Below are 23539 nucleotides of genomic sequence, written 5' to 3' on the forward strand. Positions count from 1 at the left end.
TCAATCCCCGCGCTCATCGTGCCCGATCGATAGCTCTGGGTAGTCATTGTTCAAGTTATCCACAAGCGCGCCCCGAGATGGCGAAGCCGGGGTCGCGAATGCCTTACTGGAGACATGAACGAGATGCCCCAGCCGCTCCACCAGCGCATTTCAGGCGATTCGGCCGCATGGTCGAGGTCCTCGGCTGCCCTCTGCCTCAGACCGCTCCGATGCCGCGAACGGTCCCCGTCCCCGCCGATCACCCCTCGCCCCGCTCAGGGCTCAGGCGTTGCATCCCCTCAAGGAGAGCCCTGATGGGGTCGTCCGTCTGGCCCACCCGGGCGCTCGCCCTCGTCACCGGCGCCTTCCCCATCCTCGCCTTCCCCAGGGCCGACCTGGGGTGGCTGGCCTGGACGGCCCTCGTCCCGGGCATGCTGCTCCTGGCGAGAACCGGTACGGCCCGTGAGGCCGCCATCCGAGGCTGGGCCTTCGGCGGGGGCTACCTCCTGGCCGCCCTCTACTGGACGCTGCCCTACATCGGCCCGGCCCTGCCCCTGATCGCTTTGGTCTTCGGCGCCCTGTGGGCCCCGTGGGGGATGGCGGTCCGGGCCCTCGTTCCGCGACACCCCGTGTACGCCCTCCTCGTCCTGCCCAGCGGATGGCTGACCATCGAGCTCGTCCGCTCCCGCCCGTCCCTCGGCGGCCCCTGGGCCGTCTACGGCGCCACCCAATGGCACCACCCGACCGAACTCGCCCTGGCCGCACTCGGAGGCATCTGGCTCATCTCGTTCGCCCTGGTGGCGGCCAACACGACCCTGACCCTCGCCCTGACCACCCTCCTGAGCCCCGCCCCCCGCCCCACGCCCCGACCCGCTCCCGTCAACGGCACCCCGGTCGAACCGAACTCGGTCACCCCCTCACACATCCACGTCCCACCGCCCTCCGCCACCGCGTCGAAGCACCCCAACGCGCCGCCTCAAGCCACGCACGCGGAAGAACCGGACCCCGTCGCCAACGCCGCAGCGAAAGAGGCCACCGCACCCGCAGACGGTGGGAACGGTGACGTCGCGGGCCGCAGAGCCGGCCCATGGTGGAGATCAGGCGGCGGTCGGCGAGGGTTCGTGGCCGGGATGGTCACGTTGGCCTTGGCGATCACCGGGATCGGGCCGCTGGTCTTCGCGATGCGCCGGGAACCCGGCGTGGCGCGGACGATACGGGTGAACCTCGTCCAGCCCGGAGTCGAGGAGGGCGCCGAGCTGCGGCTTGGCGCGGCGTTCCAGATGACCAGGGCCGCTCCGCCGGCCGACCTCACCGTGTGGGGCGAGAGCAGCGTCGGCGTGGACCTGGCCCGTGACCCACGGCTCGTCCGGCGGCTGCGAGAGCTCGCCGCCGCACGCGGTCCCCTCCTCGTCAACGAGGACGCGACGGACGCGCGCGGGCGTGTCAGCAAATCCGCGATCCTCGTGGAACGTGACGGGATCCGAGGCCGGTACGTCAAGACACGGCTCGTGCCGTTCGGTGAGTACATCCCCTTCCGGCCCGTGCTCGGCTGGCTCAGCACCGTCAGCAAGGCCGCCGGGCAGGACCGTCTCAAGGGCACAGGGCCGATCCTCATGACGGCGGGCGGCACGACCTTCGGGCCGCTGATCTGCTTCGAGTCCGCCTTCCCGGACCTCGCCCGCACGCTCACCCGCCGCGGCGCGGAGCTGATCGTCTACCAGTCGGCGACGTCCAGCTTCCAGGACACGTGGGCGCCCGCGCAGCACGCGTCGCTCGCCGCCGTCCGGGCCGCGGAGACCGGGAGGCCCACCGTCCAGGCGGCGCTGACGGGAGTGACGGCCGCGTTCGACGCGCGCGGGCGGCGGATCGCCTGGTTCGAGACCGACCGGTACGGCGCCGTCACCGTGACGCTGAAGCTCCCGCCGGTGACGAGCCGGACACCCTACGACCGCGTCGGCGACGTCGTCCCGCTCGTCTGTCTGGCCGTCACCGCGGGAGCGGTCGCCGCTGCGGTAGGGAAGCGTCGTGGGGAGGTGGGAGGGGGTGGCGTGACCAGACGACGGCGGCGCAAATCGCCATCCGCACCGGATCGGGGCCGCACTTGAGGTTGGCTTGGAGAGGACCGTCGCCGGGTGATGACGGCGACGACGCTGTGGGACGGGAGTCGCGTTGGGTAGCTGTGAGGCGCACGAAAGTGACGGGATCACCGATGGTCAAGTGACTGACAAACAATGGTCGCGTGGTGGTGCGTCCAGGTGTCCATGATGCAGAATGAGGGACGCGGAATCCGTCTCAGGAGCGTACGAGGCCGTAGGGGAAGACGAGCCTCGGTACAGATCCAGGAGGTCCGGTGACCGCACGTGGCGTTTTCTACGTCCACTCCGCGCCACCTGCGCTGAGCCCGCACATCGAGTGGGCCGCCGCAGGTGTTGTCGGCGTACCCGTTTCACTCGAGTGGGCCGACCAGCCCGCCGCGCCGGGCACGCTCCGTGCCGAGCTCCATTGGGAGGGCAGGCCCGGCACCGCCGCAGGGATCACGTCCGCCCTGCGGAACTGGAAGCTGCTGCGCTTCGAGGTGACCGAAGACCCGACCCCGGGCTGCGACGGCGTGCGCTACAGCTTCACCCCGTCCCTCGGCGTCTTCACGGGCATCATCGGCGCCAACGGCGACATCATGGTCCCCGAGGACCGGCTGCGCACCGTCATGGCCAACGCCGCCGTCGGCAAGACCACCCTCGAGCACGAACTCGACCGTCTCCTCGGCACCCCGTGGGACAACGAGCTCGAGCCCTTCCGCCGCGCCGGCGACGGAGCCCCCGTCCGATGGCTCCACGCCGCCGTCTGACACGACCGGCCACAACCGAACCCGAGCACCCCGCCCCGCCCGCAAACGCCACCGCGTCCCGCGGCCATCCCCTCATGCCCCGCTCCCCCATCAGCTCCCAAGCCCCGGTCCCAAGCCCGAGATCAAGGTCAAGGTCAAGGTCCGAGCTCAGCCGACTACTGCGGTGGCGGGCGACTCGAGCCGCTGTTCCGCCCGCGCGGCAGCCTTTCGAGCTTCGGCGGGTACGGCCGGCATCGTCGGGACGAACAGGTCAGACGCTGCCGAGCCGTCCGGAACCCGCAGTCGTTCATCTTCGGCGCCGCGCGGCCCTCTCACGGTGAGCGCCCCCGCCGGACCGACCAGGCGGCCGGGGAGGTCGTGGCGAGCCTTCTCTGATCTGTGGTCCTTGGCGGCGTGGTGAACGCGATGTGCGGCCGCGGGGGACACGCGGGTTGTTGTTCGCGGTGCTTCGGTGAGGTTGTCGGACGTGTTTGGGAGGGTTGCTGCGGAGGACTGGTCGCGGAAGGGCTGGAGGAGTCGATGTCTGTTCGCCGGGTCGTGCCGAACCTTCACACGGAGAGCGTGGAGGCGAGCCGGGAGTTCTACGGGCTGTTGGGGCTCGAAGAGGTGATGAACCTCGGGTGGATCATGACCGTTGCCTCGCCGTCCGTCCCGACCGCGCAGGTCAGCCTCTATACGGGTGACGACGGGACCGCGCCCGTCCCGCCCGATGTGAGTGTCGAGGTGGACGACGTGGACGCGGTCTACGCGGCGGTGCGGGGGAGCGGCGCCGAGATCGTGCATCCGCTGCAGGACGAGGAGTGGGGCGTCCGGAGGTTCTTCGTCCGGGACCCCGACGGCCGCGTGATCAACGTGCTCTCTCACCGCTGAGCCCCGGCAGGTCGGCGGCCCAGGCCACCTGTCCTGCAAGCGCCGGTGATCGGGTGCTGTCGTCACCCGCATGCACGCTCATGCGCCCCCGCTCTACCCACGCACGTGTCCCCGCGCATCGGCCCTCCGCGCGCTCCCCGCATGTACTCGTGGATGCTTCCTCGTACGCGGGTCCTGCGTGCGCGGATTTTGGAGGCGTTGGGTGCGGGGCGGGTGGGGTGGGGTGGGAAGGCGTCGGCCCGGCTCGTCGGGTGGACGGGCCGGGCCGGTGGTGCGGGTGCGAGGCTCAGAGGGCTCGCTTGAAGGCGACGGAGACGTTGTGGCCTCCGAAGCCGAAGGAGTTGTTGAGGGCGGCCGCGGGGCCGTCCGGGATCTTGCGGGGCTCGCCGCGGACGATGTCGAGGTCGACCTCGTCGTCGAGGTCCTCGACGTTCGCGGTCGGCGGGACGAGGCCCTCGCGCAGGGTGAGGATGGTGATCACCGACTCCAGGGCGCCAGCGCCGCCGAGGATGTGGCCGGTCATGGACTTGGTTCCGGTGACGGTGATGTTCTTGGCCGCGTCGCCCAGCGCCGCCTTGATGGAGTTGAGCTCGGCGACGTCGCCGGACGGCGTGGACGTGGCGTGCGCGTTGACGTGCACGATGTCCTCGGGCTTCAGGTCGGCGTTGTCCAGGGCCCGGCGCATCGCCTTGGCCTGGCCGGCGCCGCTCGGGTCCGGCAGGACGATGTCGTAGGAGTCGCCGGAGTAGCCGCAGCCGGCCGCGATCGCGTGGATCGTCGCGCCGCGCTTGCGCGCGTGCTCCTCCGACTCGAGGATCATGACGGCCGCGCCCTCGCCGAGGACGAATCCGTCGCGGTTCTTGTCGTACGGGCGGGACGCCCGCTCGGGCTCCTCGTTGCGGGTCGACATCGCCCGCATCACGCCGAACGAGGCCATCTGCAGCGGGTGGATGCACGCCTCCGTGCCACCGCAGATCACCATGTCGGCCCGGCCCGTCCGGATCATGTCGATCGCGTACCCGACGGCCTCGGCGGACGAGGCGCACGCGCTGACCAGGGCGTGCGAGCCCGCGGTCGCACCGTACTCGATGCCGACGTGCCCGGACGCGCCGTTCGGCATCAGCATCGGGACGGTGAAGGGCGAGACCCGCGACCAGCCCTTCTCCAGGTACGTGGCGTAGCTGCCGAGGGCCGAGTGCAGGCCGCCGATGCCGGTCGAGAGCACGACGCCGAGTCGCTCGCCGTCCATCTCGAAGCCGTCGGCCTCCGCCTCGTAGCCCTTCTTGGTGCGGTTCTTCAGGCCGGCGTGCAGCCACGCCTCCTTGGCCGCGATCAGCGCGATGGCCTGGCAGCGGTCGAGACGACGTAGCGTCTGCTTCGGCATGACCTCGGACGGATCGACGGCGAGCTGCGCGGCGAACCGCACGGGCAGCTCCTCGACGCCCTCCCAGTCAAGCTTCCGCACCCCGGACCGACCGGCGAGCAGCGCGGACCAGGTCGACGGCACGTCGCCGCCGAGCGGGGTCGTGGCACCGAGGCCGGTCACGACGACGGTGGTCTTGTTGCTCATGGTGTGAGTGCTCCTTGCGTAACTGGGGGGTGGCGACGGCGCGCCGACGGAACCTCGCGGTCCGTCCGGGGTGTCGGCGCGCCGCGGCCTGAGACGACGGCGGACGTCATCGCCAGGGACGACGGGTCGCCCTGCCCGTGAGGCGATCGGATCGCTCCGCGGACGGGGCGGAACCGGTCGTCCCCTGGACGGGACGGCTGGTCGCCCGGTGGACGGGTCAGACCGAGAGCTTCTGGACGAAGTCGACGACGTCCTTCACGGTCTTCAGGTTGCGCAGCTCGTCGTCGGGGATCTCGACCTCGAACTTGTCCTGGGCGGCCACCGCGATCTCTACCATCGACAGCGAGTCGATGTCGAGGTCGTCGATGAAGTTCTTCTCCGGGGTGACCTCGGCCTTGTCGATGCCGACGATCTCGTCGATGATCTCCGCGAGGCCGGCCAGAATCTGCTCTTCGGTGGCAACTGCCATGATTCGGTGTCTCCTTAGTGGGATTTCCAGAACGCGAGCGGCTGCCCGCGCCTACGGGATCTGGATGACCTGGGCAGCGTAGGACAGTCCCGCGCCGAACCCGACCAGCAGGGCCGGGGCGCCGGACGGCACGTCGCCGCGTTCGATCATGTGGGCGAGGGCCAGCGGGATGGAGGCCCCCGATGTGTTTCCGGACAGGGTGACATCGTCGGCCACGACCGCGTTGGACGCCTTGATCCGGCGCGCGATCAGGTCAACGATACGCAGGTTGGCCTGGTGCGGGACGATCGCGGCCAGGTCGTCCGGGACGAGTCCGGCCGCCTCGATCGCCTTGAGCGCGGTCGGCGCGACGGCGGTGGTGGCCCAGCGGAAGACCGCCTGGCCCTCCTGCGAGATGTACGCCTTGCGGTTCTCGATCTGGATCCGCTCGGGCTGGCTGCCGTCGCTGCCCCACACGACCGGGCCGATGCCGGGGGTGTCGGACGGTCCGACGACGGCGGCGCCCGCGCCGTCCGCGAAGATGATCGCGGTCGAGCGGTCCGTCCAGTCGATCCACTGGGACATCTTCTCCGCGCCGATGACCAGCACGTTCCGCGCGGAACCGACGCGGACGGCGGCGTCCGCGGCGGCGAGCGCGTAGCAGAAGCCCGAGCAGGCCGAGTTCACGTCGTACGCGCCGGGCGCCTCGATGCCGAGGCGGTGCGCGACGGTCGGCGCCTGGCTCGGCATCGGCGACTCGGCCGAGCAGGTCGCCACGATCACCAGGTCGATGTCGGACGGCCCGAGCCCGCTCGCGGCGAGGGCCTTGCCGCCCGCCTGGACGGCCATGTCGACGATCGTCTCGTCGTCCTCGGCGATCCGGCGCTCGATGATGCCGACGCGGCTGCGGATCCACTCGTCGCTGGTGTCCATGACGGCGGCGAGGTCGTGGTTGGTGACGATCTTCGCGGGCTGGTGGTCGCCGAACGCCAGCACCCGGGAGCCGGGCCGGGTCGGGGCGGTGCGCAGCGTGAGGCCGGTCATGACGTGTGCGCCTTGATCAGCTCGCGGGCCTTGTCCAGGTCGTCCGGGCCCTTCAGGGCGAGCAGCTCGACGCCCTTGAGCTCGCGGCGGGCCAGCCCGGTCAGGGTGCCCGCGGGCGGCAGCTCGATGATCGCGGTGACGCCCAGCCCGCGCATCGTCTCCATGCACGCGTCCCAGCGGACGGGCGCGCTGACCTGCGCGACCAGCCGGTCCACGTACTCGCGTCCGGACGCCACGACCGCGCCGTCCCGGTTGGACAGCAGCGTCGACTCGGGGTCCCGGACGGACGCGCCGGGCGCGAGCCGGGAGAGGGCCTCGACGGCGGGCGCCATGTGCTCGGTGTGGAACGCGCCGGCGACGGCCAGCGGACGCAGTCGCGCCTTGGCGGGCGGCTCGTTCGCGAGGGCCTCGAGCTGCGGCATCGTCCCGGCGGCGACGACCTGGCCGGCGCCGTTGACGTTCGCGGGGGTCAGTCCGTGCTTGTCGATCACGGTGAGCACCTCGTCGGGGTCACCGCCGAGCAGCGCGGTCATGCCGGTCTCGGTGACGGCGGCGGCCTCGGCCATGGCCCGGCCGCGCTCCCGCACCAGGACCAGCGCGGTCTCGGGGCTCAGCACGCCGGAGATCGCGGCCGCGGCCAGCTCGCCCACGCTGTGCCCGGCGACGGCGTCCGGCCGTCCGCCCTCGGGGAACAGCTGCTCGTAGGCGGCGAGCGCGGCGGCGACCAGCAGCGGCTGCGCCACCGCGGTGTCGCGGATCTCCTCGGCGTCCGCGGTCGTCCCGTAGCGCACCAGGTCGAGACCGGTCACCGCGGACCACCAGGTCAACCGGTCCGCGACGCCGGGCACCTCCAGCCACGGCTCGAGAAAACCGGGGGTCTGGGCGCCCTGCCCGGGCGAAGCGAGGAGAATCACGCGATCCAGCGTGCCGGGTGCGCCGCCTCCCTGCCGATGCGGAAGCACACGAACTTTGGTCCGGACGCTTTGTACGACCTCTACAACCCCCGATTCCGGACACACCGCCCGCGGGGTGCCGGCACGGTCAGGAACGGGTCGGGCGACGGGAGAACCGGCCGAGGGCGAGGGCGATGCGGAGCGTGAAGGCGTTGCGTCCGTCCGTCGGCGCCAGCCCGGTCAGCTCGGTGACGCGCCGCAGCCGGTACCGGACGGTGTTGGGGTGCACGAAAAGGAGTCGCGCCGTCGCTTCCAGTGACGAACCCTGCTCCAGGTAGGTCGTGAGAGTGTCCAGGAGCGGCGCGCCCGCGTCGCACATCGGGTCGTAGACATGATCGACCAGGTGGCGGCGGGCGACGTCGTCGCCGTCGAGGGCGCGCTCGGCGAGCAGCTCGTCCGAGGGGACGGGACGGGGCGCGTCCGGCCAGCCCGCGGCGGCGCGCAGCCCCGCGAGCGCTGACCGGGCGGACAGCGGCGAATCGTAGAGATCACCGACGGTCGGGCCGACGACGACCGGGCCGGGACCGCACTTGGCGGCGATGTGCCGGGCCGCGACCAGCGCGTCCTCGGTGCCGCCGACGACCACGACCACACGGCTGCCCTGGACGCCGGCGAGCGCGTCCACCCGGGCGCGGCGCGCGGCCAGCTGCATCTGGTCGATGGTGACCTCGGGCTCCTCGTCCTCGGGGGTGAAGCCCGCGATCACCGTGACCGGCTTGGCCGTCCAGCCGAGCGCGGCGGCCCACGAGTGCATCCCGTCGTCCACCTCGCCGCGCAGGACGGCGTTGACGACGAGCGCCTCCAGCCGGGCGTCCCACGCGGCGCGCGTCTCGGCGGCCTGCGCGTACACCTGCGCCGCGCCGAACGCGACGTCCCGCGTGTAGCGCAGGATCGCCTCGCGGAGCTGGGCCTCGCCGCCGGGCGCGGCCAGCTCCTCCAGCCGGGTCTCCACCACGTCGATGATCACCCGGACCATGTCGATGGTGTGCCGCAGCTTGATCGACCGCATCAGCTCCCGCGGCGCGGTGCCGAACACCTCGGCGGCGATGGCCGGCTTGGCCGACTCGCCGCTGCCGAACCACTCCACGAACGCCGCGATGCCGGCCTGCGCGACCAGCCCGATCCACGACCGCTGATCGGCCGGCATGCGCCGGAACCAGGGAAGCTGCTCCTCCATACTGGCGAGCGCCGCCGTGCCGAACGTCCCCATCGCCTTCTCGAGCCGCTTGGTGGTCTGCTCGCGGAGCGCCGCGTCGCTGGTGCTGTCCACCCGTCCAGAGTGCCACCTCGAACGTGATGAATCGGCCCCGCCACCCTCACCCGAACCCCCCGGCGACCCCTGTACCGCCGAGTAACCACGAAGCGCCCGCTCTCCCGAGAGCCACCCGCCCGTAGCTCCCGACCCCCGCCCGACCAGCCAAACCTTCCTTCCTCCAAGTCCCGTGGCCCATGTCCCCCGCGATCTGCCCTCCCGCCCCCACCACATCCGCATGCCCCTGTCAACGGCCAAAGCCACAGCAGCCGGGCGAATTGCTAGAGATCAACACCACGTAGAGGCGCTCCAGCCTCGACCGCCGGCACCTCCGCCGAACCCGGCCCCACCTATGCGGCGATGCCGGCCGCGACGGCGGCGGAGTGCTCGGCCGGGAACTGGCGGCCATCCGCCTGGTGGAATCCGCACCTTTCGGGCGTCGCGTCCGTTGGGGAGCATGGCGAATGCCGCGCCCTGCCAGCCCATCCGACGGGTGAGGAGATTGGTTCTCGGCGCGGACGGCGCGCACAGCATGCGCTGTGCCCTCGCGCCCGTGCGGTTCGATGCCAGTGCAGTGCCTAGGGTCCTGAACCCGTGCGGCCCGTGTGGCCTGGCGTTTCGCGCCCGCGTGGCCTGCTGTCCCGCGCCTGTGCGGCTCTGAGGTGGTCGGCAGGCGGCCGCCCTGCGGGGCCGGTTGCCGGTGGGGGCCAGGATTCCGGGGGCGTGTGGGCGGTGGGGTGGGTCAGCCGGTGGTGACGTCGGTGGGACGGCCCAGGGCGATGTAGGTCAGGTTGCGCAGGGACGGGGAGCCCGGGGCCAGGTAGTCGCTGTGGCCGGCGCGTCCGGCCTGGAAGACGCGGGCGCCGAAGCCGCGGGAGACCGGGTCGGGGCCGAGTCCGAGGCCGAAGATGCGGACGTGCGGGACGTCCTCCATCCAGTCGGTGGCGCCGCGGCCCGCCCAGACGCGGGCGCTGGTGCCGAGGGCGGCGGCGGTCCAGGCGGTGGTGCCGGGGCTGCCGAACAGGGCGATGTCGGAGACCTTGCGCCAGGCGGGAGCGCCGGGGCCCTTGCCCTCCATGGCGGCGCGGCCGCAGACGACCGAGCCGTAGCTGTGGCAGAGCAGGCCCACCTGGGCGGACGGGTTGACGCGGTGCACGCCGACGAGGAACTGCCGCAGCTCGACCGCGCCGCGCTCGGCGCGCGTGTCGGTGAGGATGTCGCTGCTGAACGTCTTGGGGGCGGCGTAGCCGAGCCAGGCGACGACGGCGAGGTCGCTGCCGGGGGAGGTCCGCCGGGCCTCGTCGTAGACGGCGCGGGCACCGCCTCCGGGGGACGCCCAGGCGCGTCCGGCGCGGGAGTCGAAGCCCGCGATCGTGGAGTCGGCGCCGGGGACGAGGACCGCGACGCGGCGGGCGTGCGCGAGATCGCCGATGACCTCGACGGCCTGGCCGCGGCCGCGGGGGTCCACGGAGAGGAAGCGCCGGTCCGGCTGGAGGAAGGACGTCAGGGCGCGGGCCCGGTCGGTGTCGCCGACGTCGCGCGCGGTCTTCAGCGCCTTCGCGATCGTCACCCGCTCGGCCGCGTAGCGGGCGTCGAGGGTGCCCGGCGACAGGACCGGAACGGGACCCGGCTTGGCATAGGGATCGGCGTGTCCGGTTCCGGCCGTGGTGAGCAGGACACCGCCCGCGAGGACGGTGCAGGCCGCCAGCCGCCGCAGCGGGTGCCTGCGGCGGTGCGGACGTCCGGCGGGCCCGTGGCCGGCGGACTTCTCATGAGAAGACTGCGGCGTCTCGGAAGACTGCGGCATGCTGGCCTTTCTACCGGTTGCCGGTCAATGCTCGGAGCACCCAGTGGTCGTCTTGCGTGTTCCGAGGGCCCCCTCCGGGCCGTCCGTTCCCTTGATGAGATGACCGGGACGGCTGATCGGTTGGACCCGGACGCGTTGTTCGAACCGGCGTGCCAGGGACCACAGCCCCGCCAGGACGGCGCCGAACACGGGGATCCAGACCAACCGGTGGAGGACCCACCCGGGATGGTCGGGTGCGTCGAGCAAACCTGGGACCGTACTGGTGATCCTGGTCACAAGAGCTGAAACGGCCAGCAGCGCGGATTGGTGCCAGAGGAAGACCGTCATCGCCGAGAGGTTCACCAGGGCGACCCCCGCCCACGCCACCGGACGTCTCATCAGCCGGGTCAGCGGCCCCCGTAGGAGCAGCGCTCCGCCGCACTGTGCGAGCCCGAACGCCACGGACGCGAGCGTCGGCGGCGACAGGTTCGAGACCGCCTGTCCGGGCACTCCCACCATGCTCGCCGGATACCCGCCGAACACCACGAGCGCGATCGTCGCCGCGCTCCCGCCGACGAGCAGCCCCAGGCTCCCCAGCCGCCCGCGCGCCCAGGCCAGGAGCGCCGAGCCCCAGGACCCGCCTTCCACGCCCCTGACCAGGCATTCCGAGCTCCTGGACCCGCCTTCCCCCTGGGGGGACCTCACGCGCCGGGACCCGCCGTCCGACGACGTGGTGGGTGGGCCGGCGACGTGTCGAGACGAGTCGGGTGGGCTTGTGGCGGCCCGGGGCGGGGTGGGCCGGCGGGGGGTGAAGGAGCCCTGGGACCAGGCCACGCCCAGCGTGAAGGGGACGAGCCAGGCGGACGCGACGGTGAGCCAGCCGATCGCCTGCGGAGCGCCCAGGCCGAAGCGGGCGAGATCGACCAGCGCCGTGATCGCGATCGGAGCCGCCGTGCTCCAGACGCCCCAGCGGCGGACGGCCCTCACCACGAGCGGGGTGAGCGCGGTGAGCCCGATGAACACCAGCAGGAACCACAGGGGGGCGAGGACCAGGTTGATCAGCGCGACGATCGTCCTGCCCGGATAACCGGCGAGGACCAGCAGGGGGACGGCCGCCAACCACACCGCGAGCAGCGCGGGCACCGGCGCTATCAGGCGGATGAGGCGTCGGGTGAACCATGTTCGATACGAGTCCCGCTCCTGTGGGTGGGAGTCGGTGGTGCGGGGGTGGCCGCGGGCGGCGGTGTAGCCGCCTATGAGGAAGAAGATCGCGAGGGTTTGGAAGAGCCAGCTGATCGGGGTGAGGGCGGGCATCGTGGCCAGGGGGCTCGCCGTGTGGAGGACGCCGCCGGTGTTGACCAGGGCGGTGACCAGCCAGTGGCCGAGGACGACGCCGAGGATGGCCAGGGCGCGCAGGGCGTCCACGGCGCGGTCGCGGGTGTCGGGGGTGGTCGCCTCGATCAAGGTGACCAGGCTCGGCCGGGGCTCGGAGAGGCGGCGGTAGCGCTCGGCGTGCCAGGCGGGGAGCGCGGGTTGCTCAGCCATGGGTCACCTCCGCGTCCTGGTGCAGGGCGATGCGGGTGAGGTTGGCCAGCGGGGTCGAGTCCGGCTTGAGGTAGGCGCTGTGCTGGCCGCCTCCGGCGTCGAAGCGCCGCGCGCCGAACGCGGGCGAGAGCGGGTCGCGGCCGAAGCCGACACCGAACAGCCGGGCGTGGGGGAGGAAGCGCGTCCAGTCGGCGTGGGAGCGGCCCGCCCACACCTGAGCGGACGGGAAGATCTGCCGTGCCGAGTCCGCCGTGGTGCCGGGGCTGCCGAACAGCGCGACCTCGTCCACGGGCAGCGGCCCGGCCTTGCCCGCGCGGCCGCAGACGACCGAGCCGTAGCTGTGGCAGAGCAGGGCGATCCCGGCGCGTGCGTTGAGGCGGTGCACGTCCGTGACCAGGCCGCGCAGGGCGGTGGCGGCCGGGCGGGCACGGCCGTCGGTGAGGATGTCGGCGCTGAGCGTCGACGGGGAGGCGTAGCCGAGCCAGGCGATCACCGCGAGCCGGGTGCCGGGAGCCTCCTGCCGGGCCCGCTCGGCCAGGGACCGCGCGCCGCCGCCCGCCCACTTCCAGGAGTCGAAGTTGGTGAGCAGCCCGTCCGCGCCCGGGACGACGACCGCGACCCGGTCGGCCCGCGCCAGGTCGCCGAGCACCTCGACCGCCCGGCCCGACCCGCGCGCGTCGAAGGACAGGAAGCTGCGGCCTGGCGACAGGAACCGGGCCAGCGCCCGCGCGCGGCCCCCGTCATGCGCGCGCTCGGCGGTGGTGCGCGCGGTCTCGATCTGGTCGTGGACGGCCGCGTACCGCGCGGTCAGCGTTCCGGCGGTCAGGCCCGGCAGCGGGCCGGGCGCGGCGTACGGATCGGGGACGCGCCCGGCCGCCGCGGTCGATCCGGCCACGGCCAGCACGGCGACGGCCGCGGCGCTCCGGCGTCCGATGATCCGCATGCTCGGACATCCCTTCCTGATCGGTGCTCCACCACTGATCAGGAAGGTAGGAACCGGCGTCCGTAACGGGGATCAACCGGCGGTGCCGTCTTCCCGCCTACCACCGGGGTACTACGCGTCTTACTCGGTCGACCGGAACCCGGCCGCGCGGGTCACGCGCCCGGACGGACCAGGCCGACCTCGTAGGCGTAGACGATCGCCTGGGCCCGGTCGCGTAGGCCGAGTTTGGCGAGGATGCGGCCGAAATGCGTCTTCACGGTCTGCTCGGCGACGACGAGCTCGGCGGCGATCTCGGCGTTGGACAGGCCGCGGGCGACCAGGGCCAGCACCTCGGTCTCCCGCTCGGTCAGCTCCTCCAGGCGGGCCCGGGACGGGGCGCGCGGGGCCCCGAGCCGCGCGAACTCCGAGATCAGCCGCCGGGTGATCGACGGGGACAGCAGCGCGTCGCCCGCCGCCACCACCCGGACCGCCTCGGCCAGTTCGCTCGCCGAGGCGTCCTTCAGCAGGAACCCGGAGGCGCCGGCGCGGAGCGCCTCGTAGACGTAGTCGTCGAGGTCGAAGGTGGTGAGCATGAGCACCTTCGGCCCCTCGTCCGGGCCGGACGCCAGCATGCGGCGGGTCGCCTCCAGGCCGTCCATCACCGGCATCCGGACGTCCATCAGCACCACGTCGGGACGCAGCGACTCGGCCACCAGCAGGGCCCGCTCGCCGTTCTCGGCCTCGCCGACGACCTCGATGTCGGGCTGGGCGTTGAGCAGCACGCCGAAGCCGGTCCGCACCATGCCCTGGTCGTCGGCGATCATCACCCGGATCGTCATGGGGCGGACGTCCCAGGGCGCGCGCCGTCCGCCGGGAACGCGTCCGGCGGCGGGACGGGCGCGGACGGGGCGTCCGGCGGGGCGGTCTCGGGCAGTGTGGCGGTCACGGCGAATCCTCCCTGGGCGATGGGCACGGCGGACAGTTCGCCGCCGAGCATCGCCACCCGTTCGCGCATGCCGACCAGGCCGTGGCCCGCCCCCGGCGGCGACGGCGTGGGGGAGTGGCCGGGCGCGGGCGGGCCGTTGACGACGCTCAGCCGTAGTATCCCGCCCGCGCGGGCGATCTCGACCCCTACCGCCGACCCGGGCGCGTGCCGCATCGCGTTGCTCAGCGCCTCCTGGACGATCCGGTAGGCGGTCAGACCCACGCCGGGCGGCAGGCCGGAGACGTCGCCGATGATCTTCGTCGACACCTCCAGCCCCGTGCCGCGCGCGCCCGCGAGCAGCTCGTCGAGGCGATCGAGGCTGGGCTGCGGGGCGGTCACCGCGCCGTCCTCCTGGCGCAGGACGCCCAGGATGCGGCGCATCTCGCGCAGCGCGTCGAGCGCGGTCGCGCGGATCTCGGCCAGGTCGGCGCGGGTCTCGTCGGGGACGTCCGGGGTCTTGTAGGGGGCGGCCTCCGCCTGGATGGCGATCATCGACATGTGGTGGGCGACCACGTCATGGAGCTCGCGCGCGATGCGCTGCCGCTCCAGCAGGACGGCCTCGGCGTCGCGGTGTCTTCGCTCCTGCTGTTCCAGCTCGCGCCGGGACGTCCGGCGCATGCGGACGAGGAAGCCCACCAGCAGGGGCACGGCGATCAGGACCGCCGCCCCCGCCGCCGTGCGCGGCTGGAGCAGGCCCGCCCCGAAGACCGTCACCAGGGCGACCCCGATGGTGGTCTCGCGCGAGCAGCGCACCGCCACCATGTAGAGGACGAACAGCATCGCGATCACGCCGGTCGGCACGAACCGGGCGTCCTCGTGCACGAACAGGCCCGTGACGAGCATGCCGGCGGCGCTCATCCGCCACGCGCCCAGTGGATGCCTTCGGCGCAGCGCCAGCGGCGCGGCGAGCCACACCGCGAGCAGGACGACCATGAAGGTCGGCGACGGCGCGGGCCGCGCGGGCCCGTAGAGCGGGTCGTACGGAACGCGGGGAGCCATCCGCTCCGAGACCGTCGCGATGCCGCTGAACAGCAGGATCACGGCGATGAACAGGTCGAAGCCCTGCCCGACGATGCGGAACGGGAGCCGCCCGATCCCGAAGAAGCGGGTCCAGCGCAGGATGAACGGCCAGGGCGGATCGGGGTCGGCCGGCTCGGCCCGGCTCCGCCACAGCGCGGCGGCGAGCGGACGCGTCAGCAGACGGGCGGTCGCCGCCGGCCCGTGCCCCTCGCGTTCCCTCGTGCCGTTCATTCCCCCAGCCTAGAGAAGCCCAGGCCACGTCCGGATGCCACCGAAGTGCCAGCCTCACGTCATACCCAGGTCCTACGGCCTCGCCGCGAACCCACGGCCTCGCCCCTCGGGGGCGCTTCGCGTGCGTGCCATTGTGGGGAAGGGGGAGGTTCGGTGGCCGAGGGCGGGGGCTAGATTCCTGGTATGGAGCCTGCTGAGGCACTGCGGCGGATCGCCTTCCTGCTGGAGCGGGCGCAGGAGCCGACGTTCCGGGTGCGCGCCTTCCGGAAGGCCGCCGGTCTCGTGGACGGCGTCCCGCCGGACGAGCTGGCGCGCCGCGCCGAGCAGGGCACGCTCGGCGAGCTGCCCGGCATCGGCAAGGTGACCGCACTGGTGATCGCGGAGGCGCTGCGCGGCGAGACGCCTGTGTACCTGCGGCGGCTGGAGGCGACCGAGGGCGAGCCCGTGGACGCGGCCGCCGCCCGCCTGCGGGCCGCGCTGAGGGGCGACCTTCACCTGCATTCGGACTGGTCGGACGGCGGTTCGCCGATCCGGGAGATGGCCGAGGCCGCGATCTCGCTCGGCCATCGGTACATGGCGCTCACCGATCACTCGCCCCGGCTGAGCGTCGCGAACGGACTGTCGGCGGAGCGGCTGCGCCGGCAGCTGGACGTGGTCGCCGAGCTGAACGCTGAGCTCGCGCCGTTCCGGATCCTCACCGGGATCGAGGTGGACATCCTTTCCGACGGCTCGCTGGACCAGGAGCCCGACCTGCTCGGACGACTCGACGTGGTCGTCGCCAGCGTCCACTCGAAGCTGCGGACCGAGCGGGTCGCGATGACGGAGCGCATGGTCAAGGCGATCGCGAATCCGCAGGTCAACGTGCTCGGCCATGTCACCGGACGGATCGTGAAGGCGGGCGGACGGCGCGGCGGACTCCGTCCGGAGTCCGAGTTCGACGCGGCCCTGGTCTTCGACGCCTGCGCCGCCTACGACGTCGCGGTGGAGATCAACTCCCGCCCGGAGCGGCTCGACCCGCCCAAGCGCCTGCTGCGCCTCGCGGTCGAGGCGGGCTGCGTGTTCTCGATCGACTCCGACGCCCACGCGCCCGGCCAGCTCGACTGGCTGCCCAACGGCTGCGACCGGGCCGCACGCTGCGGCGTCACCGCCGACCGCGTCGTCAACACCCTTCCGGTCGAGGACCTCCTGGCCTGGACTCACTCCCAGCGCTGACCCGTCCCACCGCGATCACGCGGCCAAGGCGGGGAGCTATGTCGGTGGTGCCGCGTACGGTCGGAGGGTGAACCGCACCGACCGGTTGTACGCGCTGGTGGAGGAGCTACGGGCGAGCGCGCCGCGCCGCCGGAGCGCCCGGGAGCTGGCCGAGCTGTACGAGGTGAGCGTCCGGACGATCGAGCGCGACATCGGCGCGTTGCAGCAGGCGGGGGTGCCGATCTACGCCGACGTCGGGCGCGGCGGCGGGTACACGCTCGACAAGGAGCGGACGCTGCCGCCGGTGAACTTCACCGCGAGCGAGGCCGTGGCGCTGGCGATCTGCCTGGGCCGGGCGGGGGACAGCCTGTACGCGCGGGCCGCGCGGACGGCCCTGAACAAGATCCTTTCGGTGATGCCCGCGGCGGACAACGACGCCGCCCGCGATCTGGCGTCGCGCATCCGGTTCCACATCCCGAAGGACGAGACCGCGGTCGCGCGGCCCGCGCGGGACGCGGTGCTGGAGGAGGCGATGCTCGCGCGGCGGGTCGTCCGGATCGCCTACGTCGACCGGAACGGCATCGAGACCGAGCGGGACGTCGAGCCGCAGGCGTTCACGGTGGCCGATCGCGGCTGGTACCTGCTGGCCTGGTGCCGGTTGCGCGGCGAGTGCCGGGTGTTCCGCCTCGACCGGCTCCTGCGCGCCGTCCCGCTGGACGAGATCGCGCCCGAACGCTCGTGGGACTCGCTGGGCGAGCCGCCGAAGGAGATCCGCACGAGGAGGCTCGAACTCGCCTGAGACCCGAACCGCCTGAGAGCTGAACCGCCCGAGACCTGAACCGCCCGAGACGCGAATCCGCCTGAGAACGGTGGCGACCCGCCGGGAAACACCGACAGGGGGTTGTCGCCCGGCCGCGCGAACCTCTCTCCGACACACGGAAGAACGAAGGAGAGAGATCATGGCCGAGGCGCCGTTCAACTCTGTGGGCTGGATCGAGATCGGTACCGGGCGGCCGGAGGAGACCAAGCGCTTCTACGGTGAGCTGTTCGACTGGTCCTTCAAGATCGACGATTCCGGCGAGATGACGTACCACGAGGTCACCGCGCCGGGCGGGGACGGCCCGTCCGGCGGGATCCTCGAGTCGGACGGCCACTTCCCCGACTACTCGATCTTCTACGTGGTGGTCCGGGACGTGGCCGACACCGTCGCCCGCGCGGAGTCCCTCGGCGGCACGGTGATCGTCCCGCCGAAGAAGAACGCGAACGGGCTGACCTTCGCCCAGCTCCAGGACAGCGCCGGGCACCACTTCGGCGTGTTCTCGCCCCCGGCCGCCTGACACCCGCACCGGCCTCGCCGCTCGTCGTGCCCGACGTCCCCGCCCTTGTTCTCCGGTGGTCGCCCCGCCTCGCCACGTCGTCCCTGGACGGACGTGCCGTGCCGGGCCGCCCGGCCGAGGACACGGACTCGGGAGCACGGAGCCGGAGCCCGAGAGCCGGAGCGCGAGAGCGGTGGACGCGGAGCGGCCCCGAGGACGTGACCTGCGGGTTCACGCCTCGGGGCCTTCGCCGTGCCTCAGCACCTCCGTGCTCAGTACTTCAGTGCCTCTGTACCTCCGTGCGGATGGGACGTCAGGCGTCGCCGCCCGTGTTGCTCTCGGCGGTCTGGACGCCGCCCGCGAAGACCTCGGCGACCGGAGAGTTCAGCCGGTAGTGCTCGATCGCCCGCCGCAGCACCTCGTGCTTGACCTCGCCCGCGCGCGCAAGCCGGGTCAGGACGGCGAGGACGATGGACGCCGCGTCCACATGGAACACGCGGCGCGCGGCGGCTCGCGTGTCGGAGAAGCCGAACCCGTCGGTGCCGAGCGAGGTGTAGTCGCCGGGCACCCACGGGGCGATCTGGTCCGGGACGGCGCGCATGAAGTCCGACACCGCCACGGCCGGCCCCGACGACTCGCCGAGCCGCCGCGTGACGTACGGGACGCGCTGGTCCTCGTCCGGGTGCAGCGTGTTCCACTCGTCGCACGCGGCCGCCTCGCGGGCCAGTTCGTTCCACGAGGTCGCCGACCAGACGTCGGCCGCGACGCCCCACTTCCCGGCGAGCTGGCGCTGCGCCTCCAGGGCCCAGCGGCCCGCCACGCCGGACGCGAGGATCCGCGCCCTCGGCGCCTCCCCGCCCAGCTCGGACGGCCTGTGCAGGTACAACCCCTTGAGCAGGCCCGCGACGTCGAGGTCCGCGGGTTCGGCGGGCTGCTGGTACGGCTCGTTGTAGATGGTGAGGTAGTAGAAGACGTCCTCGCCGTGCGGGTGCGCGTCGGACGCCCCGTACATGCGGCGCAGCGCGTCCTGGACGATGTGGGCCAGCTCGTACGCCCACGCGGGGTCGTAGTGGACGCAGGCGGGGTTGGTCGCGGCGAGCAGGGGCGAGTGGCCGTCGGCGTGCTGGAGGCCCTCACCGGTCAGCGTGGTGCGGCCCGCGGTCGCGCCGAGCAGGAACCCGCGGCCCATCTGGTCGCCGAACGCCCACGCCTGGTCGCCGGTCCGCTGGAACCCGAACATCGAGTAGAAGATGTAGACGGGGATCATGAACTCGCCGTGCGTCGCGTAGGCCGTCCCGGCCGCGATCGTGGACGCCATGGAGCCCGCCTCGCTGATGCCCTCGTGCAGCATCTGGCCCTGCTCGGACTCCTTGTACGACAGCAGCAGTCTCCGGTCGACCGCCTCGTAGGTCTGCCCGTGCGGCGAGTAGATCTTCGAGGTCGGGAACAGCGAGTCCATGCCGAACGTGCGGTACTCGTCCGGGGCGATCGGGACGAACCGGGCGCCGATGTTCTCGTCCTTGATCAGGTCCTTCAGCAGCCGGACGAACGCCATCGTGGTCGCGACGTTCTGCTTGCCCGACCCCTTGCGCAGCTCCGAGTACACGGGGTCGCCCGGCAGTTTCAGCGTCTTCGCCCGGACGACCCGCTTCGGCAGGAACCCGCCCAGCGCGGCGCGCCGCTCGCGCATGTACTCGATCTCCTCGGAGCCCTCGCCCGGGTGGTAGTAGGGCGGCAGCTCGCCCTCCAGGGCCGAGTCGGGGATGTCGAGGTAGAGCCGGTCGCGGAACTCCTTGAGCTCGGCCTTGGTGAGCTTCTTCATCTGGTGGGTGGCGTTGCGGGCCTCGAAGTCGGGTCCGAGCGTCCAGCCCTTGATCGTGTGCGCGAGGATCACCGTCGGCTGGCCGACGTGCTCGCGCGCGGCCTTGAACGCCGCGTAGACCTTGCGGTAGTCGTGCCCGCCGCGGGACAGGCGGCGCAGGTCGTCGTCGGTCAGGTCCTCGACCATCCTGCGCAGCCGCGGGTCGTCGCCGAAGAAGTGGTCGCGGATGTAGGCGCCGGACTCGACGGTGTAGGTCTGGAACTGGCCGTCCGGGGTGGTGTTCATCTTGTTGACCAGCGCGCCGTCGACGTCCTGGGCGAGCAGCGGGTCCCAGTCGCGGCCCCAGATGACCTTCAGGACGTTCCAGCCCGCGCCGCGGAAGAACGACTCCAGCTCCTGGATGATCTTGCCGTTGCCGCGGACCGGGCCGTCCAGCTGCTGCAGGTTGCAGTTGATCACGAAGGTGAGGTTGTCCAGCTCCTCGCGCGCGGCCAGCCCGATGGCACCGAGCGACTCGGGCTCGCCGGTCTCGCCGTCGCCGAGGAACGCCCAGACGTGCGAGCGCGAGGTGTCCTTGATCTTGCGGTTGTACAGGTAGCGGTTGAACCGGGCCTGGTAGACCGCGTCGATCGCGGTGAGGCCCATGGAGACCGTGGGGAACTCCCAGAAGTCCGGCATCAGGCGCGGGTGCGGATAGGACGACAGGCCGCCGCCGGGATGGCTGAACTCCTGCCGGAAACCGTCCAGCTTGTCCTGGGGGAGGCGGCCTTCGAGATAGGCGCGCGCGTAGATTCCGGGCGCGGCGTGTCCCTGGATGAACACCTGGTCGCCCGATTCTCCGTGGTCCTTGCCACGGAAGAAGTGATTGAAGCCGACTTCGTAGAGTGAGGCGGCAGAGGCGTACGTTGCGATATGGCCGCCGACACCGAGTCCCGGGCGATTGGCGCGGGAAACCATGATCGCCGCATTCCATCGGATATAAGCGCGGATTCGGCGCTCGATGTGCTCGTCGCCGGGGAACCAGGGCTCGCCCTCCGGCGGGATCGAGTTGATGAAGTCGGTGCTGCGGAGGCCGGGGACGCCGACCTGGAGCTCCCTGGCACGCTCCAGCAGGCGCAGCATCACGTACCGCGCGCGGCCCCGGCCCTCGGTCTTGATGACCGTGTCCAGCGACTCCAGCCACTCCCGGGTCTCCTCCGGGTCGATGTCCGGCAGCTGGCTCGGCAGGCCGTCGCTGATGATCGAGAATTGCCGTCCGGAAGCCACGGGATCCCCTCTGAAGTAGCTCTGTAGTAGCTCGGAAGTAGCTCTGAACTCGCTCTGTACTCGCCCTAAGGTCGTTCTGTGGTCGCTCTGTGCTCGGTGTCCGCACGGTGGCGGACGGGGTGGACGGTGAACCGGTCACCGCGCCGAACAGCGGTCCGCCGACCTTTCGTCCTCGGCGGGTCGTCGGTCCATCGTCGCCGTTCCGCGCGGCCATCGCATCTCTACCGGCCGGTAATCATTCTGGCCGCCGGAACGCCGTTCGTAACCCTGGGGAATGCTCCTTTCCACTCATTTTGGTCTGCGTATTGGCCGTTGATCGTAAAACACCGGGAAGCGGTCATCCAGCCCCCTTGGCGGAGGGCCCGTCCCGTACCAGGGTGGAAGGGAGACGTCGTACCGGAGTACCGGGCGGTTCCTGCCCGCGCGTCGTCCGTTCCGCGGCCGCGCGGTGCGCGCGCGGTCGCTCGTGCCGTCCGGAAGCGCTCCGGTGCCGGTCCGGAGGTACTGATGAAGGCCATGGTCGGAGACCGTCTGCACATCCACGGCAACGTCGTCGGCGTGGCCGACACCGAGGCGGAGATCATCGAGGTGCGCGGCGACGACGGCGCCCCGCCGTACGTCGTCCGCTATCCCGACGGGCATGTCGCCGAGGTCTACCCGGGGCCCGACGCCGTCGTCGAGCACCCCGTCCCGCACTGAGCGGCCGGGTTCCCGCTGTGGGCGTGAGCGTCAGGGCGTGAGTGTCAGGGCGTGGGCACCGGAGCGTGGGCGCCGGGCGTTGTCGATCGCCAAGCGTGATTGACCGGCGGCGGATCCTGGTAGACAGGGGCTATGGAGAGCACCGTGGTCCGAGTGACCACAGGGACCGACGAAAGGGTGCGGGACATCACACAAGAGTGTGCGAAATTCGCCGCCGAGCAGGGCGGGGACGGGCTTCTGCACGTGTTCGTGCCGCACGCGACGGCGGGCGTGGCCGTCCTGGAACTGGGGGCGGGGAGCGATGACGACCTGCTCGCCGCGCTCACCGACCTGCTGCCCGCCGACGACCGCTGGCGGCACGCGCACGGGTCGCGCGGGCACGGGCGGTCGCACGTGATGCCGGCGCTGATACCGCCCTTCGCGACGCTGCCCGTCCTGGATGGGAGGCTGCAACTCGGCACCTGGCAGTCGGTGGCCCTCGTCGACCTCAATGTGGACAACCCGGACCGGCAGGTACGGTTGTCCTTCCTTGCGGGATGAGCGTGGGTTGTTACGCTCGGTGGGTGTTCCGTCACGACGTCCGGCGCGAATCGGCCAATGAGGCCACCAAATGCCGGGAAGACACTTGCGCGAGGGGCCTCCACTTGTGTGGACTGTCCCGCAAAACCCGCGCGGGGCGGGAACGGGCCGCCACGGGGGCTGCCCGAACCGCCCGGTTCGGACTATCGACCATGGGAGGACTTTCGTGAGCGCGACCGCTGGTCAGGCGCAGTCTGAGCGCAGCCTGGCCGAACGGCTCGGATTCAAGCCGGACCAGGTGGTGCAGGAGATCGGCTACGACGATGACGTCGACGAGGGGCTCCGCGAGAGCATCGAGACCGTCACGGGGGCCGAGCTCGTCGACGAGGACTACGAGGAAGTCGCCGACACCGTCCTGCTGTGGTGGCGCGAAGAGGACGGCGACCTGTTCGACGCCCTCTCCGACACCCTGGCCCTGCTGGCCGACGGCGGCGTGGTGTGGCTGCTCACCCCCAAGGCGGGGCGGGACGGCCATGTCGAGCCGAGCGACATCGACGAAGCCGCCTCCTCCGCCGGGATGACGCAGTCCAAGAGCGTCTCGGCGGCCGACGAGTGGTCCGGCACCAAGCTCGTCCCCCCGAAGGGCCGCTGACGCCCTCGGGCCTGTCCCGCATGTGACACGGGTCCGTGTCCGCCTCCGGTCCCCTCGGGGCCGGGCGGCGGTGCGGGCCCGTGGCAGACTGTGCGGGACGGGTCCCCGCATGCGCGGGGACGAGTATCCCGCCTCCGGGCGGGTCGATCCTCGGGAGAGGCATTGGCGGTCGAGGTAGGCGGCGTCGCACCGGACTTCGAGCTGAAGGACCAGCACGGCACTCCGGTGAAGCTGTCGGACTTCCGCGGCGAGAAGAACGTCGTCCTGGTGTTCTTCCCGCTGGCCTTCAGCGGTGTGTGCACCGGTGAGCTGTGCGCCATCCGGGACGAGCTGCCCACGCTCGTCGGTGACGACGAGACGCAGGTCGTCGCGGTCTCGGTCGACTCCATGTTCGCCCAGCGCGCCTGGGCCGAGAAGGAGGGCTACGAGTTCCCGCTTCTCGCGGACTTCTGGCCGCACGGCGGTGTCGCCCAGACCTACGGGGTGTTCGACGAGGAGCGCGGCCTCGCCCGGCGCGGCACCTTCGTCATCGACAAGGAGGGCGTCGTCCGCTGGACGGTCGTCAACGCCATTCCGGACGCGCGCGACCTGGACGAGTACCGCAAGGCCCTGGCCGCTCTGTGA

The 23539-nt window shown here is 71.9% G+C and carries 21 protein-coding genes; 10 read left to right on the plus strand and 11 right to left on the minus strand.

Features of this window, described 5'->3' with window-relative positions; genetic code table 11:
* Window positions 1-293: 293 nt before the first annotated feature.
* The 3 genes from lnt (at window position 294) to EBO15_RS07410 (ending at window position 3694) form a co-directional block, all read left to right on the plus strand.
* Window positions 294-2084, plus strand: coding sequence for an apolipoprotein N-acyltransferase (gene lnt / locus EBO15_RS07400; protein WP_122193556.1), 1791 nt, complete (start codon window positions 294-296; stop codon window positions 2082-2084).
* 245 nt (window positions 2085-2329) lie between these two features.
* Entirely contained in the window at window positions 2330-2824 is a 495-nt protein-coding gene (locus EBO15_RS07405) for a DUF3145 domain-containing protein (RefSeq protein ID WP_122193557.1), read from the plus strand.
* A gap of 519 nt (window positions 2825-3343) precedes the next feature.
* Window positions 3344-3694 carry a VOC family protein gene (locus tag EBO15_RS07410; protein ID WP_122193558.1) on the plus strand — a complete coding sequence of 117 codons (351 nt, stop codon included), beginning with the start codon at window positions 3344-3346 and terminating at the stop codon, window positions 3692-3694.
* Between the two features lie 286 nt (window positions 3695-3980).
* Here EBO15_RS07410 and EBO15_RS07415 read toward each other — a convergent pair whose 3' ends face one another.
* The 10 genes from EBO15_RS07415 to EBO15_RS07460 form a co-directional block, all read right to left on the minus strand.
* Window positions 3981-5264, minus strand: coding sequence for a beta-ketoacyl-[acyl-carrier-protein] synthase family protein (locus EBO15_RS07415; protein WP_122193559.1), 1284 nt, complete (start codon window positions 5262-5264; stop codon window positions 3981-3983).
* A 217-nt stretch (window positions 5265-5481) separates the two neighbouring features.
* Window positions 5482-5733, minus strand: a complete 252-nt coding sequence (locus tag EBO15_RS07420; protein WP_122193560.1) for an acyl carrier protein — start codon at window positions 5731-5733, stop codon at window positions 5482-5484.
* Window positions 5734-5784: 51 nt separating this feature from the next.
* Window positions 5785-6756 carry a beta-ketoacyl-ACP synthase III gene (locus EBO15_RS07425; protein WP_199744378.1) on the minus strand — a complete coding sequence of 324 codons (972 nt, stop codon included), beginning with the start codon at window positions 6754-6756 and terminating at the stop codon, window positions 5785-5787.
* Complete coding sequence (locus tag EBO15_RS07430) at window positions 6753-7670, minus strand: ACP S-malonyltransferase (RefSeq protein ID WP_122193561.1); 918 nt, start codon at window positions 7668-7670, stop codon at window positions 6753-6755. The genes EBO15_RS07425 and EBO15_RS07430 overlap by 4 nt, the downstream gene beginning before the upstream one ends.
* Window positions 7671-7797: 127 nt before the next feature.
* Window positions 7798-8979, minus strand: a complete 1182-nt coding sequence (locus EBO15_RS07435) for a PucR family transcriptional regulator (protein ID WP_233616038.1) — start codon at window positions 8977-8979, stop codon at window positions 7798-7800.
* A 724-nt stretch (window positions 8980-9703) separates the two neighbouring features.
* Window positions 9704-10768 carry an alpha/beta hydrolase gene (locus EBO15_RS07440; RefSeq protein WP_122193562.1) on the minus strand — a complete coding sequence of 355 codons (1065 nt, stop codon included), beginning with the start codon at window positions 10766-10768 and terminating at the stop codon, window positions 9704-9706.
* Window positions 10769-10792: 24 nt separating this feature from the next.
* A complete protein-coding gene (locus EBO15_RS07445) occupies window positions 10793-12292 on the minus strand; it encodes an acyltransferase family protein (RefSeq protein WP_122193563.1) in 1500 nt (499 codons plus the stop codon).
* Window positions 12285-13235, minus strand: coding sequence for an alpha/beta hydrolase (locus EBO15_RS07450; protein WP_122193564.1), 951 nt, complete (start codon window positions 13233-13235; stop codon window positions 12285-12287). Before EBO15_RS07450 ends, EBO15_RS07445 begins: the two co-directional genes overlap by 8 nt.
* Before the next feature lie 152 nt (window positions 13236-13387).
* Window positions 13388-14053 carry a response regulator gene (locus tag EBO15_RS07455; RefSeq protein WP_122193565.1) on the minus strand — a complete coding sequence of 222 codons (666 nt, stop codon included), beginning with the start codon at window positions 14051-14053 and terminating at the stop codon, window positions 13388-13390.
* On the minus strand, window positions 14050-15450 hold the full coding sequence (locus tag EBO15_RS07460) for a sensor histidine kinase (protein WP_122193566.1): 1401 nt from the start codon (window positions 15448-15450) through the stop codon (window positions 14050-14052). Before EBO15_RS07460 ends, EBO15_RS07455 begins: the two co-directional genes overlap by 4 nt.
* A 183-nt stretch (window positions 15451-15633) precedes the next feature.
* Here EBO15_RS07460 and EBO15_RS07465 point away from each other — a divergent pair, with 183 nt between their 5' ends.
* The 3 genes from EBO15_RS07465 to EBO15_RS07475 all read left to right on the plus strand — a co-directional run bounded on the left by EBO15_RS07465 (window position 15634) and on the right by EBO15_RS07475 (window position 17978).
* The gene (locus tag EBO15_RS07465; protein WP_122193567.1) at window positions 15634-16662 is read left to right on the plus strand and encodes a PHP domain-containing protein; all 1029 of its coding nucleotides are present in this window, start codon (window positions 15634-15636) and stop codon (window positions 16660-16662) included.
* Between the two features lie 67 nt (window positions 16663-16729).
* Window positions 16730-17440: a helix-turn-helix transcriptional regulator gene (locus EBO15_RS07470; protein ID WP_122193568.1), complete on the plus strand. Its 711-nt coding sequence runs from the start codon at window positions 16730-16732 to the stop codon at window positions 17438-17440.
* Between the two features lie 160 nt (window positions 17441-17600).
* Window positions 17601-17978 (plus strand): VOC family protein, encoded by a 378-nt coding sequence (locus tag EBO15_RS07475; RefSeq protein ID WP_122193569.1) that lies wholly within the window; start codon window positions 17601-17603, stop codon window positions 17976-17978.
* 292 nt (window positions 17979-18270) lie between these two features.
* On the opposite strand, the gene aceE is transcribed toward EBO15_RS07475, so the two are convergent.
* Window positions 18271-21045, minus strand: a complete 2775-nt coding sequence (gene aceE / locus EBO15_RS07480; RefSeq protein WP_122193570.1) for a pyruvate dehydrogenase (acetyl-transferring), homodimeric type — start codon at window positions 21043-21045, stop codon at window positions 18271-18273.
* A gap of 507 nt (window positions 21046-21552) precedes the next feature.
* Here aceE and EBO15_RS07485 point away from each other — a divergent pair.
* The 4 genes from EBO15_RS07485 (at window position 21553) to EBO15_RS07500 (ending at window position 23539) form a co-directional block, all read left to right on the plus strand.
* Window positions 21553-21744, plus strand: a complete 192-nt coding sequence (locus tag EBO15_RS07485; RefSeq protein WP_122193571.1) for a DUF1918 domain-containing protein — start codon at window positions 21553-21555, stop codon at window positions 21742-21744.
* 132 nt (window positions 21745-21876) lie between these two features.
* A complete protein-coding gene (locus EBO15_RS07490) occupies window positions 21877-22284 on the plus strand; it encodes a YjbQ family protein (protein ID WP_122193572.1) in 408 nt (135 codons plus the stop codon).
* 205 nt (window positions 22285-22489) lie between these two features.
* Window positions 22490-22915, plus strand: a complete 426-nt coding sequence (locus EBO15_RS07495) for a DUF3052 domain-containing protein (RefSeq protein WP_122193573.1) — start codon at window positions 22490-22492, stop codon at window positions 22913-22915.
* A gap of 162 nt (window positions 22916-23077) precedes the next feature.
* Window positions 23078-23539 (plus strand): peroxiredoxin, encoded by a 462-nt coding sequence (locus EBO15_RS07500; protein WP_122193574.1) that lies wholly within the window; start codon window positions 23078-23080, stop codon window positions 23537-23539.

The sequence above is a fragment of the Actinomadura harenae genome (genome assembly GCF_003696215.1).
GTDB lineage: Bacteria > Actinomycetota > Actinomycetes > Streptosporangiales > Streptosporangiaceae > Spirillospora > Spirillospora harenae.